The organism is Microbispora sp. H10836 (assembly GCF_012999525.1).
GTDB lineage: Bacteria > Actinomycetota > Actinomycetes > Streptosporangiales > Streptosporangiaceae > Microbispora.
In genome coordinates this window covers 1-17276 of the sequence record NZ_JABBWU010000041.1, presented here as the reverse complement: position 1 = coordinate 17276, position 17276 = coordinate 1, and the positions used below count along the sequence as shown (strand labels likewise).

13 protein-coding genes and 4 pseudogenes are annotated in these 17276 nt (G+C 68.6%); 11 read left to right on the top strand and 6 right to left on the bottom strand.

Features of this window, described 5'->3' with window-relative positions; translation table 11 throughout:
* The first annotated feature begins 7 nt into the window (after window positions 1–7).
* On the top strand, window positions 8–298 hold the full coding sequence (locus HHX30_RS39710) for a hypothetical protein (RefSeq protein ID WP_169989099.1): 291 nt from the start codon (window positions 8–10) through the stop codon (window positions 296–298).
* 524 nt (window positions 299–822) lie between these two features.
* The gene (locus tag HHX30_RS39705) at window positions 823–1797 is read left to right on the top strand and encodes a site-specific integrase (protein ID WP_169989098.1); all 975 of its coding nucleotides are present in this window, start codon (window positions 823–825) and stop codon (window positions 1795–1797) included.
* A gap of 125 nt (window positions 1798–1922) precedes the next feature.
* Here the strand turns inward: HHX30_RS39705 and HHX30_RS39700 are convergent, their stop codons facing one another.
* Window positions 1923–2507 (bottom strand): TetR/AcrR family transcriptional regulator, encoded by a 585-nt coding sequence (locus tag HHX30_RS39700; RefSeq protein WP_169989097.1) that lies wholly within the window; start codon window positions 2505–2507, stop codon window positions 1923–1925.
* Between the two features lie 104 nt (window positions 2508–2611).
* On the opposite strand from HHX30_RS39700, the gene HHX30_RS39695 reads away from it, so the two are divergent.
* Window positions 2612–3625 carry an NADP-dependent oxidoreductase gene (locus HHX30_RS39695; RefSeq protein ID WP_169989096.1) on the top strand — a complete coding sequence of 338 codons (1014 nt, stop codon included), beginning with the start codon at window positions 2612–2614 and terminating at the stop codon, window positions 3623–3625.
* A 68-nt stretch (window positions 3626–3693) separates the two neighbouring features.
* Here HHX30_RS39695 and HHX30_RS43945 read toward each other — a convergent pair.
* The 3 genes and pseudogenes from HHX30_RS43945 to HHX30_RS43935 all read right to left on the bottom strand — a co-directional run bounded on the left by HHX30_RS43945 (window position 3694) and on the right by HHX30_RS43935 (window position 6315).
* A pseudogene (locus tag HHX30_RS43945) lies at window positions 3694–4523 on the bottom strand (Tn3 family transposase).
* A 23-nt stretch (window positions 4524–4546) separates the two neighbouring features.
* Window positions 4547–5416 (bottom strand): hypothetical protein, encoded by an 870-nt coding sequence (locus tag HHX30_RS43940; protein WP_396706950.1) that lies wholly within the window; start codon window positions 5414–5416, stop codon window positions 4547–4549.
* Window positions 5417–5454: 38 nt separating this feature from the next.
* Window positions 5455–6315 (bottom strand): DUF4158 domain-containing protein, encoded by an 861-nt coding sequence (locus HHX30_RS43935; RefSeq protein WP_396706947.1) that lies wholly within the window; start codon window positions 6313–6315, stop codon window positions 5455–5457.
* A gap of 140 nt (window positions 6316–6455) precedes the next feature.
* Here HHX30_RS43935 and HHX30_RS39685 point away from each other — a divergent pair.
* The 6 genes and pseudogenes from HHX30_RS39685 to HHX30_RS39660 all read left to right on the top strand — a co-directional run.
* Window positions 6456–7361, top strand: a pseudogene (locus HHX30_RS39685) (DUF3987 domain-containing protein); the annotation flags it as partial.
* 997 nt (window positions 7362–8358) lie between these two features.
* A pseudogene (locus tag HHX30_RS39675) lies at window positions 8359–8694 on the top strand (Tn3 family transposase); the annotation flags it as partial.
* Between the two features lie 303 nt (window positions 8695–8997).
* Window positions 8998–11142 (top strand): UvrD-helicase domain-containing protein, encoded by a 2145-nt coding sequence (locus HHX30_RS39670; protein WP_169989095.1) that lies wholly within the window; start codon window positions 8998–9000, stop codon window positions 11140–11142.
* A gap of 389 nt (window positions 11143–11531) precedes the next feature.
* Window positions 11532–11732, top strand: a pseudogene (locus HHX30_RS42355) (recombinase family protein); the annotation flags it as partial.
* Between the two features lie 101 nt (window positions 11733–11833).
* Window positions 11834–11953 (top strand): helix-turn-helix domain-containing protein, encoded by a 120-nt coding sequence (locus HHX30_RS42350; protein ID WP_249351007.1) that lies wholly within the window; start codon window positions 11834–11836, stop codon window positions 11951–11953.
* 143 nt (window positions 11954–12096) lie between these two features.
* Entirely contained in the window at window positions 12097–13347 is a 1251-nt protein-coding gene (locus HHX30_RS39660) for an amidohydrolase (RefSeq protein WP_169989094.1), read from the top strand.
* 1 nt (window position 13348) lies between these two features.
* On the opposite strand, the gene HHX30_RS39655 is transcribed toward HHX30_RS39660, so the two are convergent.
* Window positions 13349–14032, bottom strand: a complete 684-nt coding sequence (locus HHX30_RS39655; protein ID WP_211593446.1) for a trimeric intracellular cation channel family protein — start codon at window positions 14030–14032, stop codon at window positions 13349–13351.
* 503 nt (window positions 14033–14535) lie between these two features.
* Here HHX30_RS39655 and HHX30_RS39650 point away from each other — a divergent pair.
* Both HHX30_RS39650 and HHX30_RS39645 read left to right on the top strand, forming a co-directional pair.
* The gene (locus tag HHX30_RS39650) at window positions 14536–15753 is read left to right on the top strand and encodes an IS110 family transposase (RefSeq protein ID WP_169989092.1); all 1218 of its coding nucleotides are present in this window, start codon (window positions 14536–14538) and stop codon (window positions 15751–15753) included.
* Between the two features lie 171 nt (window positions 15754–15924).
* Window positions 15925–16737: a hypothetical protein gene (locus HHX30_RS39645; RefSeq protein WP_169989091.1), complete on the top strand. Its 813-nt coding sequence runs from the start codon at window positions 15925–15927 to the stop codon at window positions 16735–16737.
* 187 nt (window positions 16738–16924) lie between these two features.
* Here HHX30_RS39645 and HHX30_RS39640 read toward each other — a convergent pair.
* The coding region (locus HHX30_RS39640) for a hypothetical protein (protein ID WP_211593444.1) at window positions 16925–17276 on the bottom strand (352 nt) is incomplete at its 5' end.

The window sequence follows — 17276 nt, the reverse complement described above, 5'->3', positions numbered from 1 at the left end:
GCCCCGGGTGGACAACAAGTACGTCGCGAGCGCCGTCCGCAACGAGATCCAGCGAGTCCTGGACGCGGTCCCGAGCACGCGCAACAACACCCTGAACGTCGCGGCGTTCAGCCTGGGCACGCTCATCGGCGCTGGGCTCCTGGACCGGGGGACAGCCGAGACGGCCCTCACACGAGCGGCCGAGGCGATCGGACTCGACCAGGACCGCGACTGCGGCCCGCGGGGCATCGCAGCCACGATCAACAGTGGCCTGACCAAGGGCGCCCAGAACCCGAGGCACGTCAGGGGGCGCCGGTGAGCCAGGCGGAGGACATCTTCAACGAGGTATGGAGCAGCGGGAGCCAGGAGGCGACCGACGAGCAGATTCTCGGTGGGCTCTACGACGACGCCGGCCACGCCAAGGAGCACTTCAACGAGGACGTCGAGGACCTCGACGGTACGAGAAGGAGCTCAAGGCCAGCCTGCGCGAGCGGGGGGCCAAGCGGCAGGAGATCGAGGAGAAGCTCGACGACGTCCGCAAGCGCCTGGACGAGTTCCCCTCGAGCTGCCGCCGCAACCGGCGCTGCTGGTCGAGGACATCACGGTCGAGGCGCTCGGCATGGCGCTGCAGGAGAAGGGGTTTGAGGAACATCGGAACGAAAACCGGCGCTAAGCCTCCGTCGGCCCTGGTAGGCGGCTGATGGGGTGTCGGTCGCCGGACCGGCGTGAAGTCTTCCTGCAGATAACACCCTATTATCTGCGGGAGCTTGGTTCGCCACCTGCGGTGACGTTCTCCCGGCCGTACATGAAGCAGCCCTGTTATCCGTGGCAAGGGGGGAAGCGATGCCCACCGTCGTGCAACTGCCTGCCGGGAAGGTGTTGACCGTCCGCGCGGCGGCCGACGCCTTCCTCGACTCGCTCCGCAACCCGAACACCGTCCGCAGCTACTCGACCGGGGTCGGCAAGACCGCCGAGCGGATCGGGGAGGCCCGCCTGCTGGCGTCGGTCGCGGACGACGAGATCGGCGAGGCCCTGGAGTTGCTGTGGGGGACGGCGGCGGTCAACACCTGGAACGCCCGCCGGGCGGGGGTGTTGTCGTGGCTGGGCTGGTGCGCGCGGTACGGCTACGACGGCCCGGCGGTCCCGGCTTGGACGAAGCGGCTGGCGGTGCCGGACTCCGAGACCCCGGCCCGCTCGAAGATGGCCGTGGACCGGCTCATCGCTCGGCGCGAGGTTCACCTGCGGGAGAAGACGCTGTGGCGGATGCTTTACGAGACCGCAGGGCGGTCGGAGGAGATCCTCGGCGTGAACATCGAGGACCTGGACCTCGCCGCGCGCCGCTGCCCCGTGAAGGCCAAGGGCGCCCGTAGCAAGGCCCGCCGCCGCGGACAGGCACGCGAGGACTTCGTCCTGGAGACGGTTTACTGGGACGCCGGAACCGCCCGGCTCCTGCCCCGTCTGCTGCGCGGCCGTACTCGCGGGCCGGTGTTCGTCACCCATCGCCGTCCCGGTCCGGGGAAGGTGGTAAGCCCGCGGGATGTGTGCCCGGACACCGGGCTGGCCCGCCTCTCCTACGGCCAGGCCCGCGCCCTGCTCGATGAGCACACCGCCGTGCGCGGACCGGGGACCGGCTGGGACTTGCACGAGTACCGCCATTCTGCCCTCACCCACCTCGGAGAGCAGGGTGCCTCCCTGCTGATGCTGATGGCCAAGTCCCGGCACAAGAAGCCGGAGAATGTCCGCCGCTACTTCAAGCCGTCCCCCGAGGCGATCTCTGAGCCGACCAGCCTCCTCGCGCCCGGCGACGCTCGGCGCTGAGTCACCTGTTCGGGCCGAACACGCGCCCCCGGCCCCCGGCAGCCGCTTCGTCCCGTGAACGGCGGTGATGATCCGGACAGAGAGCTCTGCCGTCATGGCGCCGGACCTGCCGGTGATGGGGGGCTTCACCGTTCGCCGGGGGCACCCGTGCCCCGGTCGCCGTCCGCGCGCGTCAGTACAGCGCTGGTGACGAGGTCGAAGAGGTGGTTGGCGCGGGATGCGAGTGTGGGTTGATCGCCGACCCACGCGAGCATGGCTATCAGGGCGAAGAGGTCATCGCCGTCGATGTCGTTCCGGGCTGCGCCTGTGGCCTGAGCCCGGGTGAGGAGCCGGGCACCGGCTGCGCGCAGGGTGACGCACGAGGCATGCAGGGCGGATTCGGGGTCCTCGATGGCTGCCGCCATCAGTACGGTCACCCCTCGGTACTCGGTTGTCCAGGCGACGCAGTCGCGCACCCATGAGACGAGAGCGTCCTCGGTCGTGTGCGCTGTCTCAAGCTCGCTCGCTCTGGTCGTCAGGTCGCCGAAGCTCGCGTGGAGCAGGCCCTCCAGGAGCGCCTCGCGCGTCGGGAAGTGCCGCAGCAGCGTCGCGAGGCCGACATCGGCTCTGCGCGCGATGTCGCGCATCGACACGTCGATGCCCTGCTCGGCTATGACGGGACCCGCCACGGCGAGCAGATGGTCGCGGTTTCTCTGCGCGTCGACTCGCATCGGTCTCCTTACTTGACAACCGGTTCACTGATCCATATATTCGGATCAGTGAACCGTTTATGTGGTCCACTGATCCGAATAAGCATATATGCAGGAGGAACACGATGCCGACCCGCATGATGAAAGCGATCCAGCTGCACGAGTTCGGCGGCCCCGAGGTGCTGCGTCACGAGGAGGTCGCAGTTCCCGAACCGGCCTCGGGCGAGGTACTCGTCCGCGTGAGGGCGGTCGGTCTCAACCCGCCCGACTGGTACGTACGCGAGGGCATGCCCGGCATCCCTCCCGAGTTCAGGCCCCCGTTCGACCTGCCCCTGATCCCGGGGACCGACATCTCGGGTGTCGTGGAAGCCGTCGCCGCCGATGTCCCCGGCTTCACGGCCGGGGACGAGGTGGTGGGGCTGCTGCGCTTTCCCGTCCTGATGCAGAGCGGCGCGTACGCCGAGTACGTCACCGCACCCGCATCCGACCTCGCGCCCAAGCCAGCCGCCGTGGACCACACACACGCTGCCGCACTGTCCATGTCGGGGCTGACGGCGTGGCAATACCTGATCGACGTCGGGCACGACCACCCCTCCCCGTTCCAGGAGGCAAGGCACCGCCCCATGGCGCTGGGCAGCGACACCACGGTGCTCATCAACGGAGCCGGCGGCGGCGTCGGCCACCTCGCCCTGCAACTGGCCAAGTGGAAGGGAGCCCGCGTCATCGCCGTGGCCTCCGGCACCCACGAAACCTTCCTTCACGGCCTCGGCGCCGACGAATACATCGACTACACCAAGCAGCGCCCCGAGGACATCGTCCGCGACGTCGACCTCGTCCTGGACACCGTCGGGGGCCCCGACAGCCGACGCTTCCTGCCCACTCTCAAGCGCGGCGGCGCACTGTACCCGGTGTACTTCGGAGAGTTCGACGACGAGGAGAACGCGAGACTGGGCATCACCGTATCCGGCACGCAGGTACGAGCGAACGGCGCTCAGCTCGCGGAATTGGGACGCCTGATGGACGCGGGCACGATCCGCGTCGCCATCGACAGCACGTTCGCGCTCGCAGACGCCCAAGCAGCACACAAGCGCGCCGCCCAGGGGCACATCCAAGGCAAGATCGTGCTCACGGTCCCTTAAGGCTGGTCGGCGGGCCGGGGACGAGAAAAATCCAGTGCGGCTTTCTCACTCCCCCAGCTGCCCGAAGTTCACCCGTCGTCGGTGGCGTGTTTGTCGCGCAGGGGCCGCAGACCGCCGGGCAGGTCGGGGAGCTGGAAGGAGTACCGACCCAGCACGTTGATGTGATGGCGCACGAACGGGGAGAGCCGGGCGACGTCCTTGTCGCGGACAGCGAAACCGTCGGCGCGGAGCTGGGTGAGGGCGGCGTCCATGTAGCGGGTGTTGAACAGCACGAGGGCGTTGAGGACCAGGCCCAGGGCGCCGATCTGGTCCTCCATGCCTTCTTGGTAGTTCTGGTACAGCTGCCCGTTCTTGCCGTGGAAGATCTTGCGGGCCAGGGCGTGGCGGCCTTCTTGCAGGTTGGCCTGGGCTTTGATCTGGTGCCGGTAGTCGGGCTCGTCGGCCAGGCGCAGGATGTGCAGGGTCTTGGAGATCCGCCCGTAGTGCGCGATGGCGTCGCCGAGCGGGGTGGGCGGCCGTCGCGGGACAGCATGCGGATGACGTCGTGGGCGCGGACGGCGCCGGTGTGGATGGAGCCGATGATCCGCAGGATGTCCTCCCAGTGCCGCTCGATCCGCTTCAGGTCGATGCGGCCACGGGCGGCGTCGGTGAAGGTCCCGTAGTCCGCGCGCGGATCGATGCGCCACATCTTCTGGTCCGGCAGGTCGGCCAGCTGCGGGGCATAGGTGACGGGCGTGTAGCCGACGTTGCAGCCGTGCGCGACCAGCAACGCGGCGATCGTGACGTGCAGGTCCGCCAGGCGGGCCTCGCCGCCGGTGATCGAGGTGAACGCCTGATCGGCTCCGGTCCAGGAGAAGACCTCGAGCAGGATCTCGGGCAGGTCCACGCGCGGCAGCATCGCATTCACGGCCTCGCGCAGCTTCACCAGCGAGGCGGTTCGGCCTCGGGTTCGAGAGCGGCCAGGTGCAGCCGGCCGGCGTCGTCGAAGACGACCTGGGTGTTACGCGGCAGGGCGGCGGCGACCTGCCGGTAGGTGGCGTCCAGGAGCTCGGCGCGCGCCGCCAGTTGCTCACCCGGCGTCGCCGGGAGGCTGAGGCTCGCCAGCACGGTCGCCTTCACCTGCTCCCACACCGGCCCGTCCAGCAGCTTCGCGCGGGGGTCACCCCACTTGGAGGAGTTCTTCGCGAAGATCTGCCAGTGCCGCAGCATCCGGTGGAACTGCTCCAGCACGCAGAACGTGTACGCCTTCCAATCCACCGTACCCGGCTCCAGGTGCGGAGCCGCCAGCACCAGCCGCCGCCAGGATCCGGCCAGCAGGTGGACGCCGATCTCGTCGGGGGCGACCTTCTTACGCCCCATCAGACCCGGCAGCGTCCGCAGCGCCGCGAGCACCGGCGCGCCCTCGGGCGTGGCACCGAAGTCCACCACGGTGGTCAGCCGGACCAGGAACGGCCGCACCGTCGGGAAACGCGTGACGAGCTGGGCCCGCCAGGCCTCATCGGCGTCCGAATCCAGCGGCGGCGCGAGCTCGGTGATCGCGGCGATCGCAGCCGCCAGCTGCCGGCGGGGCACGACGGCCTCGATCCGCTCCCACACAGCCTCAACGGTGTCGGCCGCTGGCGGAAACACCTCGCCCGTGCCGGTGTCGACCTGCTCGGTGGTGGTCTCCAGCAGGACCTGCATCGCGGCCGCCAACTTCGCTGAGGCGCGCTCGACCTTCGGCAGCGTCTTCATCTTCGCCTTCGCGGTCTCGCGCTCGGCGCGCGCGAGCAGTTTGGTCGAGATCAGCACCTCCAGCAGATCCAGTGCGTCATCGACCGCACGGGTGGTCAGGACACCGCGGTGGCCAGCAGTGTCGCCTGCCGCCGAGACGCCCCGTGCCGGCGCAGCAGCGACGCCTTGCCGTCCACGCCGTACCGCGACAGCTCCGCCAGCCGCCGCGGCGGCACCCCCGACACGTCGACCTCACCCACGCCCAGCGCGGCGATCTCCGCCGCCCGCTCCAGCGCCCGGCTCATCTGCGGGCCCGACACCCGCACTGGCCCGCGGCGCAGCCGGTCCAGCTCCGAGACCCGCGCGCCGTCCGGGACCACGAGAAGCGCGTCGAGCATGGCCCGCTGTCCCGGATCCAACAGCCCGTACAGGCTGTCCCACAGCCGCTGGTTCGCCGCCTCCCGCACCGAGGCCACCGGCCGCGTCAACGTCGTCACCCCCGGCAGCAGCACGCGACGCTCGCGAAGCCAACCGACCGAGGCGTCGAACAACGCCTTCGGGCCCTCCCCTGTCGTCCAGGCCCGCGCGTCCACCCACGTCCGGAGCTCATCCTCGACCTCGGCGAACTCCCGATAGTCCAGGACCCGGCGCAGCTCCCGGACATGCTCCAGCCGGGTGTTCTCCCGCTCGCCGTACGCCTTCAGCACCGAGGCGTCGTCGATCCCGAGCTGCTCGGCGAGGTAGTCCACGACCACCGTCGGCACGTCGACCGGGTCGTCGAGGAACACCCCGAGGTACCGGACGCTGGTCAGCAGGACGGCGAACCCGATGCGGTTGTGCGGCCGGCGCTTGGACTCCACCAGCTCCCGGTCGACGTCGTCGAGGAAGAAGAACCGCTCCAGCTCCGCGCGCGAGGGCGCCCGCCCGAACGCGGCGTAGCCCGCCCCCTGCTCATCGGTCAGAAATTCCACCGGCATGCCCGGCCTCCCAACAGTCGATCAACACGACCGCTGAAGACTCCGCCACCCGATCAAGCCAGGTCAAAGCACCAGAAGCGCCGCTCCGGCCTTAGCGCCGGTTTCCGTTCCGATGTTCCTCAACCCCCGAGAACAACGAGCGCCTGGGCGTCATCTCCGATGAGGGCGGCCTGTTCGACCTCGTGGGAGGTCGCTACAACGGCGGCGATCCGAACCTGGACCTCTACCTCAAGGCGTACGACGAGAGCCCCAGCAGCGTGAAACGCGTCAGCCGCGGTGCCGTCTACCTGGCGCACCAGGCCCTGGCCATCGGGCTCCTGGTACAGCCCGACGTCCTCGACAAGGCGGCCCGCATCCCCGGCGCGGCAAGCCGAGGCCTGCTCGGGCGCTTCCTGTTCGCGGTCCCCGAGTCCACGCTCGGGCGCCGCGCGGTGGACAGCCCGCCCATGCCTGCGCTCCTGGAGTCGCTGTGGGATCAGACCGTCGCTCGCATCCCGGCCATCCCCGAGGTCGACGCCGAGCGCCAGGTCATCGGTCTCGATGACGGGGGTCACGCGCTCCTGCGCGAGCTGCGCGCCAAACTCGAACCTCACCTCGAGCCCGTCGTCGGCCGCTACGCGCACATTACCGACTGGGCTGGGAAGCTCGCAGGCAAGGTCCTCCGGCTGGCGGCCGTCTTCCACCTCGCCGAAGGCCGGCAGCCGAGCCAGCCCATCGACGCGACGACCATGACCTACGCCATCGCCTTCAGCCTGTGGGCCCTGCGCCAGGCCGACCACGTCAACGCGGCCTGGCGGCTGAGCGAGAGCCGCGACTCCAGCCCCGGCGTGCCCTGGGTGCTCCAGTGGATCGAACGGACCCGCCGGTCTGAGTTCACCCTCAGGGACGCCCAGCAGACCGCCAAGCGCTCCAAGTGGTACACGGGCAAGCACGACCTGGAGGCACGCGCTGTGCCGTCTCGTCCGGGCGCGGATCCTGTCGAGCTACAAGCGCTACAGCGGCACCGGCAAGTTGCAGAGCGGCGGCGTGTTCATGGTCCGCGGTGATCGCTGATGCGCGCCCGTCCTGCTGGGGACCTTGCCGGTCCCCACAAGGTCCCCAGCGTCCCCAACAAGGGGTTGACAGTGGGGACCGTGGGGACCCGGGGACCATCGCGGTCCCCAGCGTGAGGCCAGCTCAGGCCATAGAAGAGGCCGGTTGGGGACCGTGGGGACTGGGTTCCGCCTGTTCCCGGGGTTTGACCCGCTGACCGAGATCACAACGCCCCTAAAAAGCCGCTTTTAGCTCTCTCTTCTCTCCAGGAAAGACGTGTCCCCGCCTGCGGGAACCCCTCGACGGCAGCCGCGCAGCCGTCCGGGGACCCCGAAACGGTCCCCACGGTCCCCAGCACCGTCCCGGCCGGCCCCGTCGCCGGAGGAGACCATCCCCGAGTGGCCAGCCGACCACGGCCGGGCCGCCCTCGCTCACTCGCCCAGCCTCGCCCCGGCTCGCCCGTGGGCGAGGCGCCCGGGCGCGACTCGGCCGCCGGCGCTCTCGCCGTGGCCGGAACAGGAATCCCCATGCATCACCGCACCGCTGAGCGGACCCGTCTGCACGTCTCGCTCTGTGATCTCCAAGACCTCATCAAGCTCGCCCGCCGCCCGAAACAGCTCGCTGGTAGGGCTATGGCTCCCACAGGGCTTGCTGGCGGCAACGTCTCAATCCTGGGAAGCGGATGAGGAGCGCGAAGCTGAGTCCAGTTGAACGGCTTTGACGCTTCAACTCGTTCGTCACGGCCCCGCCGACGGGCTCGGCAACGGTCGCCGCGTCAGGAAGTCCGATAGGCGGGCAAGACCAGCGGTCGACTCTGATGAAATCAACCCAGCCACCGGCGAACTGCGCGCCGTCGAACCTGACTGAGCCACCGGAGAACTGCGCGTCGCCGAACCTGACCTCGCCCCCCAAGAACACCGCGTCGCCGAAGCTGACCTTGCCGCGCCCAGCACGGCGTCGCGCAGTCCGAGGCTCAGCGTCTGGCTGAGGCCGAATTCGGTGTCCGAGCGCCAGGAATCCCGCCACGCCCTGGCCAGCAGCATCTTCCACGGCAAGAAGGGCGAGCTCTACCAGCGGTACTACAAGGGCATGGAAGACCAGCTCGGCGCCCTCGGCCTCGTCCTGAACTGCGTCACCTTGTGGAACACCTTCTACATCGACGCCGCCCTCGACCAGCTCAAGGCTCAGGGCTACCCGGTGCGGGACGAAGACGTCGCCCGGCTGTCGCCGTTCGTCCGCGCGCACATCAACGTCAACGGCACCTGCTCCTTCAGCCGGCCCGACCTCGGCCCCACCGGCATCCGCCCGCTGCGCGATCCCGACTGCGGCGATGAGGACGAGGAATGAACCCCAAGCTATCTCCTCGCCCCTCGAATCCTGTGCGAAACAGATCCAGTGCGGGCTTCGAGTAATGGATGAAAGGATGTATCACATTTCGGCAGCCCCGGATATGGCCACGACTTGCCAGTGATGTCAAGGGTACAAGCTTCGAGATTCGCCAACAGATCGTCTTGCTCTATGGGTTGCAATAACGCTGCCAATGTGGCCATTGTCTCATGATGGCCTTGAAGTCGAGGGGTGTGGATATTCCGCAGCGTTGTGGTGTTACAGTCTTTGCGGTCACCGTAAAACGTATGGAATAGAGCGCGAGTGCCTCCACGTAATGTCACCCCGCCGCTGAATGAAGATCCTGCGCACGCAGCAGCCATAGCCGAGGAACAGCTCATCCTCGATGAGGCCCTCACCCGCCGCGACGGGATGCTCCAGTACCTCGATGCCGAGCTCGCCATCCCGGCGGGCGACGCGACCGGGCAGGCCCGGATGCGCGTGCTGACCAGGCACCGCGAGGAGCTGCGGCGCGCAGACCAAGGCCTGATCTTCGGTCGGCTCGATGCAATCGATGCGACAGTCCTGCATTTGGGGCGCGTCGGCATACCCAGCGCCGCAGACGACGGGGATCCTCTGGTCATCGACTGGCGCGCACCGGCCGCACGGGCCTTCTACACCGCGACGCCGGTCGACCCCCAGGGCCAGGAACGACGTCGCCACATACGCGTCAACGGGCGCGAAGTGATCAGCATTGACGACGAGCCGCTCGACGGGTCGAGGGCGAGTGAGCTGGTGGGCGAGGGCGCCCTGCTCGCCGCCCTCGGAGAGCGGCGCACCGGCCGGATGAGTACCGCAGCGGCCACCTTGCAGCGCGAGCAGGATGATGTGGTCCGCGCTGACTCCCGAGGCCCGCTGGTCGTGCAGGGCGGCCCCGGCACCGGCAAAACCGTGGTGGCACTTCACCGGGTGGCGTACCTGCTCTTCACCTATCCGCAGCTCGCCGCACAGGGCGTGCTGGTACTCGGACCGTCATTGCGTTTCCTGGAATACATCACCCAGGTGCTGCCGGCGCTCGGGGAGACCGCCATCGTGTCGGCGACCTGCGACACCCTCGTACCGGGAATCGATGTGGAGCGCCTGGAGTCGCGCGAGGTCGCGGAGGTCAAAGGCCGGGCGCTCTGGCAGCAGGCGCTCTCCCGGCACGTTGCAGCGCTCATCCCGCAGCCCGCCGACCTCGAACTGGTGTGGGAAGGGGAGCGGTACACGATCGGTGGACGACGGATCGCCCGGGCCCTCGCCTCAGCGACCTCGGCGCGCTCCTACCACGCGGCCCGCGCCGTCTTCAGCGAGCACATCCATGATCTGCTGACCGATGCGATAGCCGAACGCAACGAAGAGCTGCTGGCGCAGATGGAGGAGGGCTTCGAGGACATTCTCAGCCGAATCGACGCCGGATTCGAGCGCTCCGACAATCGCGCCGCGAGCAACGGCACAACCGGCGCCGACGTCGACGGGGGGCTCACGCAGGAGGACCTGGAGCGCCTGCACGACCGGATCGCCGTCGACTCCGACGTGGCCGCGACGCTGCACGAGTGGTGGCCGACCCGCGATACGAAGGTGGAACTACGCCGGCTCCTGGGTGACGAAGCACTGCTGCACCGGCGGGCGCCGGAACTCACCGACGCCGAAAGAGAAATGATCGTCGGCGAACCGCAGACGTGGGCGAGCAGCGACATCCCCCTGTTCGATGCCCTGGACGATCTGCTGGGCGATACACGACCGAACGGCGAGCAGGGTGAATTTCTGACCGATCGTGCCGCAGCACAGAGAGACTGGGTGTACGGACACGTCGTCATAGACGAGGCACAAGAACTCTCAGAAATGCAGTGGCAAATGGTGATGCGGCGCTGTCCTTCCCGATCGATCACCGCCGTCGGCGACATCGACCAGGCCGAGGCGCCGCACCGGCACACCACCTGGGAAGAAGCGGTCAACGCGGCCTTCGGCACAAGATGGACAGAAGCCCGGTTGACCATCTGCTACCGCACCCCGCTCGAGGTCATGGCCCTCACCGGCCCGGTACTTCAGAACGCAGGCAGCCAGAACGAACCACCTCGCGCCGTCCGGGCTTCAGGTATCGAGCCCTGGGAACGCGCCGTAGAAGACGGCGACCTCGCGGCCGAGACGGCACGCATCGTCAAGGAATTCTCAGAACGGTGGGCGGGAGGGACGGTCGGCGTCATCGCCCCCCTCGAACGCATACCGGCGCTGCGCACAGCGCTCCCCGACACACCAGTTCTCTCCGCGACCGAGGCCAAAGGCCTGGAATGGGACGCCACCCTGCTCATCGACGCCCCCGGCATCATCGCTGAACCGCGAGGCTGGAACGGACTCTATGTCGCGCTCACCCGATGCACCCAAGAGCTGGGACAACTGCTCCTGACACCAGAGCGGTCCACGTCCTGATCCGGCCGGGGTGTTGAGAAACGTTCGATTCTCAACACCCCACCCGAAGTCCTCTTCACGAACCACTGGCCGGACGCCGGAGTGTCGGAAAAACGTGTTGAGAAGTCAGGGCGTTCAACAACGTCGAGGGCACCGTTTTGCCTACACTTTTCCGGTGTGACGGCGCTCCCCGACGGGTCCACGCCCTCGGCAGTGATCCGCCAGGCCGCCGGCAACCTCCTCGGCGCCGAGCCCGCGGTCATCACCAGCGCGCTCGTCGGCTATGCCCGCGACCAGGGATCAGCGGCTCGACCAGCAGACCGCACAGCTGACCGAGGCCGGCTGCATCCGGATCTTCGCCCCACAAGGCTTCGGGCAAGAGCGCCGACCGCGCCGAGTTCGCCAAGGCGCTGGACTATCTGCGGCCCGGCGACACCCTCGTCGTCCCCTCCCTCGACCGGCTCGCCCGATCCCTCCAAGATCTCATCACGATCGTCGCTGACCTGCGCCGCCGCGGCGTCGGGTTCCGGTCCCTGAAGGAAGCGCTCGACACTACGACCCCGGGCGGGCGCCTGGTGTTCCATGTGTTCGCCGCCCTCGCCGAGTTCATCCGCGAACTCATCGTGGAAGATAACCTACGAGGGCTGGCCGCCGCCAAGGCTCGCGGCGTTCACCTCGGACGACCGCCGAACAGGTCCGGCACGCCCGCGCCCTGCTCACCCAGCCCGACGCGACCGTCTCATCGATCGCCCGGCTCCTGGGCGTCAGCCGATCCACGATCTACAAGTACGTCCCGGAGCTCGCCGTTGACCGACTCGAATGTCGCATCTGACGTGGGAGCGTGCCGAGCCGAACCAGTAGCCCGGGGCCTGCCCACGACGGTCGTCCCGCAACGCAAGTCCTGGTCCGTCGCATCGGGTACGCCGGGCACACGAGGGCCATCATCGTGGCCACCGCCGATCTCTCGGAGACGTCATGACGACATCTAGCGTGCTGGCTGGGCTGGACGGGGTGCGCGCCTGGCAGGAGGAGCTCTACCGGGACCTGCACGCCCATCCCGAGCTGTCGCATCAGGAGCGGCGCACCGCGCAGCGGGTGAGCGAGCGATTGCGCCACGCCGGCTACGAGGTGCACGAGGGCATTGGTGGCACCGGCTTGGTGGGGGTGCTGGGCAACGGGACGGGCCCGACGGTGCTGCTGCGCGCGGACATGGACGCTCTACCGGTGCGTGAGGCCACCGGGCTGCCCTACGCCAGCACGGTCACCACGACCGACGCCGACGGCGACCAGGTACCCGTGGCCCACGCGTGCGGTCACGACGTGCACGTGAGCTGCCTGCTCGGCGCCGCCCAACTGCTCGCCAACGACCGCGAAGCCTGGCGCGGGACCGTGGTGGCGTTGTTCCAGCCGGCCGAGGAGACCGGCGACGGGGCCCGCGGCATGCTCGACGACGGCCTCGCCGCGCTGATCCCGACCCCGGACGTCGCGCTAGCCCAGCACGTGCTCCCGGTCCCGGCCGGGCACGTCGGCACACTCGCGGGTCCAGTGCTCTCAGCTGCGGACAGCATGCGGATCACGGTGCACGGCCGCGGCGCGCACGGGTCGATGCCGCAGGCCGCGGTCGATCCGGTGGTGCTCGTGGCCATGATCGTGATCCGGCTGCAGACGATCGTCTCCCGGGAGACCCCGCCCGGTGAGACGGCCGTGCTGACCGTGGGCTCGATCCGGGCCGGCGGCAAGAGCAACGTCATCCCGGACCGCGCCGTGATCGAGCTCAACGTGCGCACCTACGGCGACACCACCCGGGCCCTGGTCCTCGACGCGATCCGCCGCATCGTCTCCGCCGAGTGTCAGGCGTCGGGCTGCCCGCGCGACCCGGAGTTCGAACTGTTCGACCGGTTCCCGCTCACCATCAACGACCCGGACGTCACCGAGCGGGTCGCCGCCGCGTTCGGCGACTTCTTCGGCGACCGGGCCGGCCCACTCGGACAGCAGACCGCCAGTGAGGACTTCAGCGACATCCCCACGACCCTGGGCGTCCCCTACACCTACTGGGGGATCGGCGGCATCGACCCAAAGACCTACCAGCAGGCGCAGGACGCCGGCCGGGTGTCCCGGGACATCCCGGTCAACCACTCCCCCGGCTTCGCCCCGGTCATCCAGCCCACCCTCGACACCGGCACCCAGGCCCTCATCACCGCCGCACTGGCCTGGCTGGCCCGATAACTCACTCGCTGCCACCCCGATCGTCGCCACCCCGGTCGCGGTCGTCATGGTCGCCGCGGTGGTGGCCGATGCCCGGCGGGCCCGGCGCGTTGAGGTGGAACCTGACCCCGACCATCCGGACGGCGAAGCAGACCGCGGCGGCGCCGAGCGCCGCGGGCAGCCCGTAGATCCCGAGGCGTACGGCAGCGGCGGTGAGGCCGGCCGCGATCAGCGCCGGGATCGCATACAGGTCCGAGTGCAGCACCGACGGGACCTGCCGGACCAGGGTGTCGCGGATCGTGCCGCCCCCCACCGCAGTGATCGCCCCGAGCAGGATCGCCGGACCGAGCCCGAGGTAAAAGTCCAGCGCCTTGGCGGTACCGATCACCGCGAACACGCTGAGCCCGACGGCGTCGAGCACAACGATCGGCGTCTCCAACCGGTCCAAGCGCCGGCTCAGCACGAACGCAACCACACCGCCGCCCAGCGCCAGGGCCAGGTAGCGCCAGTCCTCAAAGGCCGCAGGAGGTATCGCACCGATCAGCACATCGCGCGTGATCCCGCCACCCAGTGCGGTGATCACCCCCAGGGCCAAGATGCCGACGATGTCGAGCCGAGCCAGTCGCACGGCGGTCAACGCACCGTTAAGGCCGAAGACGAACGTGCCGGCCAGATCCAACACGAGCAACAACGGTGGCTCGGCCATCACACCGCCTTCCTAACAGCGCCTCTCGCCGCCGCCCGGCCCAGCACCTGCCGTCTCTCGAGGGGACGCGAAGACGCGCGGCCATGTCCTCCTTCCGGGTTCATCACCTTTCGTCGCGCTCTGAGAGCCTCCGCCCCGCCAGCGCGCGGCCCCTGGGCCGGACGTCCTCACGATAGGGACCGGGCGTTGCGCCACTTGTGACCGACCCCCGCAGGATCATCGCCGGCGTCCAAGGTTGCCGGGTTCGAGCCGGGCGTGATCCTAATGAGTGTTAGCGAGTCGCCATCCGGCAGACTCGGGACTGGTGCCACCGGCAGGTGGGCACTCCGTTCTCCTGGGCCTCGAGCCCTGATGAAAGACAGTGCCCCTGCCGGTAACCGGGTAAGTTGATCGCTGATGGGATGTCGTGCCCGCCGCCTGGACGTGAGCACTGATTTATTAGGTTGCTGATGGTTCTCCCGAACGGCTGCCGAGATCGATCGACATCGCAGACGGGAGAAGCATTGCTGTTCGTCGGAGACGACTGGGTCGAAGACCATCACGGCGTTGAACTGATGGACGATACGGGCCGTCGGCTGGCCAAGGCCCGGCTGCCCGAAGGCGTGGCGGGGATGGCCCGGCTGCACGCGATGTTCGGTGAGCAGCTCGGCGAGGACGCCGCCGATCAGGTGGTGATCGGCATCGAGACCGACCGGGGCCCGTGGGTGCAGGCACTGATCGTCGCGGGGTACCGGGTGTTCGCGATCAACCCGCTGCAGGCGTCGCGGTACCGGGAGCGACATGGGGTGTCGGGCGCCAAGAGCGACGCCGCCGATGCCCACGTCCTGGCCGACATGGTCCGGACCGACTCCCATCAGCTGCGTCCGGTAGCCGGAGACAGCGCCCAGGCTGCGGCGATCAAGGTGGTGGCCCGGGCGCACAAGACACTGATCTGGGAGCGGACCCGGCACGCGCAGCGGCTGCGGCATTCGCTGCGGGACTACTTCCCCGCCGCGCGGGAGGCGTTCGAGGACCTGACGGCCGCTGACACTTTGGAGCTGCTGGCCAAGCCTCCCGATCCGGCGTCGGCCGCGAAGCTGACGGTCGCGCAGATCGCCGCGGTGCTCAAGCGTGCTCGCCGCCGTTGCATCGCGGACAAGGCCGCAAAGATCCAGGCCGCGTTGCGGACCGAGCGTCTGGGCCAGCCTGAGATCGTGGTGAGCGCCTACGCCGCGAGGGTACGCTCGGCGGCCGCCGTCCTTGCCGTGCTGAACGAGCAGATCACAGCCTTGCAAGGGCAGGTCGAGGCGCATTTTGGCCGGCACCCGGACGCTAAGATCATTCTTAGCCGGCCCGGCCTGGGACCGATTCTCGGCGCCCGGGTGCTTGCCGAGTTCGGCGACGACCGCACGCGGTACGTCAACGCCAAGGCCCGCAAGAACTACGCCGGCACCCGCCCGATCACCCGGGCCTCGGGCAAGAAGAAGGTCGTCCTGGCCCGATACATTCACAACGACCGGCTCGTCGACGCTCTCGGCGTCCAGGCCTTCGCTGCGCTGCAAGCCTCGCCCGGCGCCCGCCTCTACTACGACGAGCTCAGAGCCCGCGAGGTCAGCCATCACGCCGCGCTTCGCCAGCTCGCCAACCGGCTCTTCGGCATCCTGCACGGCTGCCTCAAAACCGGCACGCTCTACGACGAAGCAGCTGCTTGGTCGCATCGTGTCGAAAAGCTGGCAGCTTGACATTCAAGCTCCTGGGATGTCTTTCACCAGCTGACCGCTCTCACTACTGGTCGTTCCGATCCTCTCGGAGCCTGTCACGGAGAGTACAAGCGCCGGTTTTCGTTCGGATCTTCCTCAACCCCTGAACCCTCCAGGCCGGTGGCGCGTCCCTCAGGTATGAAGAGATCGCGTTTGATCGTCATCGCGGTGCTTGCGTCGTTGTTCGCCTGCGGCCAGTCTGGTACTGGTCCGGTATCCACTGTGGCCGAGGTCGAGACGATCGTGTTGCCGCGGGCCGATCAGCCCAAAGTGCATCGGCCCACCCTGGAGCGGCTCAAGCGAGAGGCGGCCTCGTCGGGCCGCCCCCTGGAGGAGGTCGTGAAGCGGTACGCGACCCGGGTGGCTGCTACCTCGTCGCCCAAGCCGACGGACTTCGAGGGTTACGACCCTGCGGTGACCGACCCGGACGTGGTGATCGACGGCATTCCCTACGCCGAGCTGGTCGACCTCGAGGCCATCGCCAAATCGGAGGGCATCTCCTACGAGGAGGCCATCGACCGCTTCGGCTCACAGTCGTCCAACAGCCGGGTGATCGACGAACTCAATGCGGAGTTCCCCGACGAGATCTCCGGCGTCAGATACGTCGACGACCAGCGGGGGCTGCGCGTCGGCTTCAAGGGTCTCATCCCGACTCGCGCGATTGAGCTGGCCAGGACCCTCCCCATGGAGGTCACCCTGATCGGAGGCAAGGGATTCTCGGCCGCGGAGCTCCAGCGGGCCCAGGACACGGTCGTCTCCTGGCTCCGATCCCGTCCTGAGGTAGCCACGATGATGGCGCACCCAGATGACGAGACCGGCCAAGTCAAGGTCACAGTTCAGCCGAAGGTGATGCCGGACGATGCGGAGGAGTTCAAGCGTGGGCTTCAGCTCCCGCAGCTGGACAATCCGCACATCACCGTCGAGGTCACGCTCTCCGCCGAATCGATCGCCGTTCGCCCGCAGTGAGGGCCACCGAAGCCCCTGGCGCGCACACGGCTGGGACCCGAACTCACCGACCCGGCAGACCTCGCCGCCCAGCGCGCCCGCCAGGTCGGCAACCACCCCGCTGGGCTGTAGGCGTAAGATCGGCATCTTCGTCCTAGCCGCCGCGACGCCGACTCGCGAGTACTGAGCGATCGGGAGAACCCTTCCGTCATACCACTTGTGATCGATGCGAGACCTGCACGCAGCCACTCCCCCGCCGGACAGGATGAGCTTGGCGCGTGATTGCCGCCCAGCGCCCGCGCCGCAGTTGTTGCAGGTAGCCGGGGAGTTCCGTCGCGATCTCGCGGCGGTCGGCCGCATCGAGTTGGGCGACCAGCCGGGCCGTGCCGTCGGCGTCGCACGCCTGGATCCGTCCGAGAACCTCCGCCCACGGGCTCACTGGTGCACCATCCTTGTGTCGGTAGTCGTGAGACTGCTGATGCACCCGAGGTGCCGCCGGGTCACCGCCCTGCTCGCTCGACCAGTTGAGGTCCAGCATGAGTTCCGCGGGATCCGGCGGT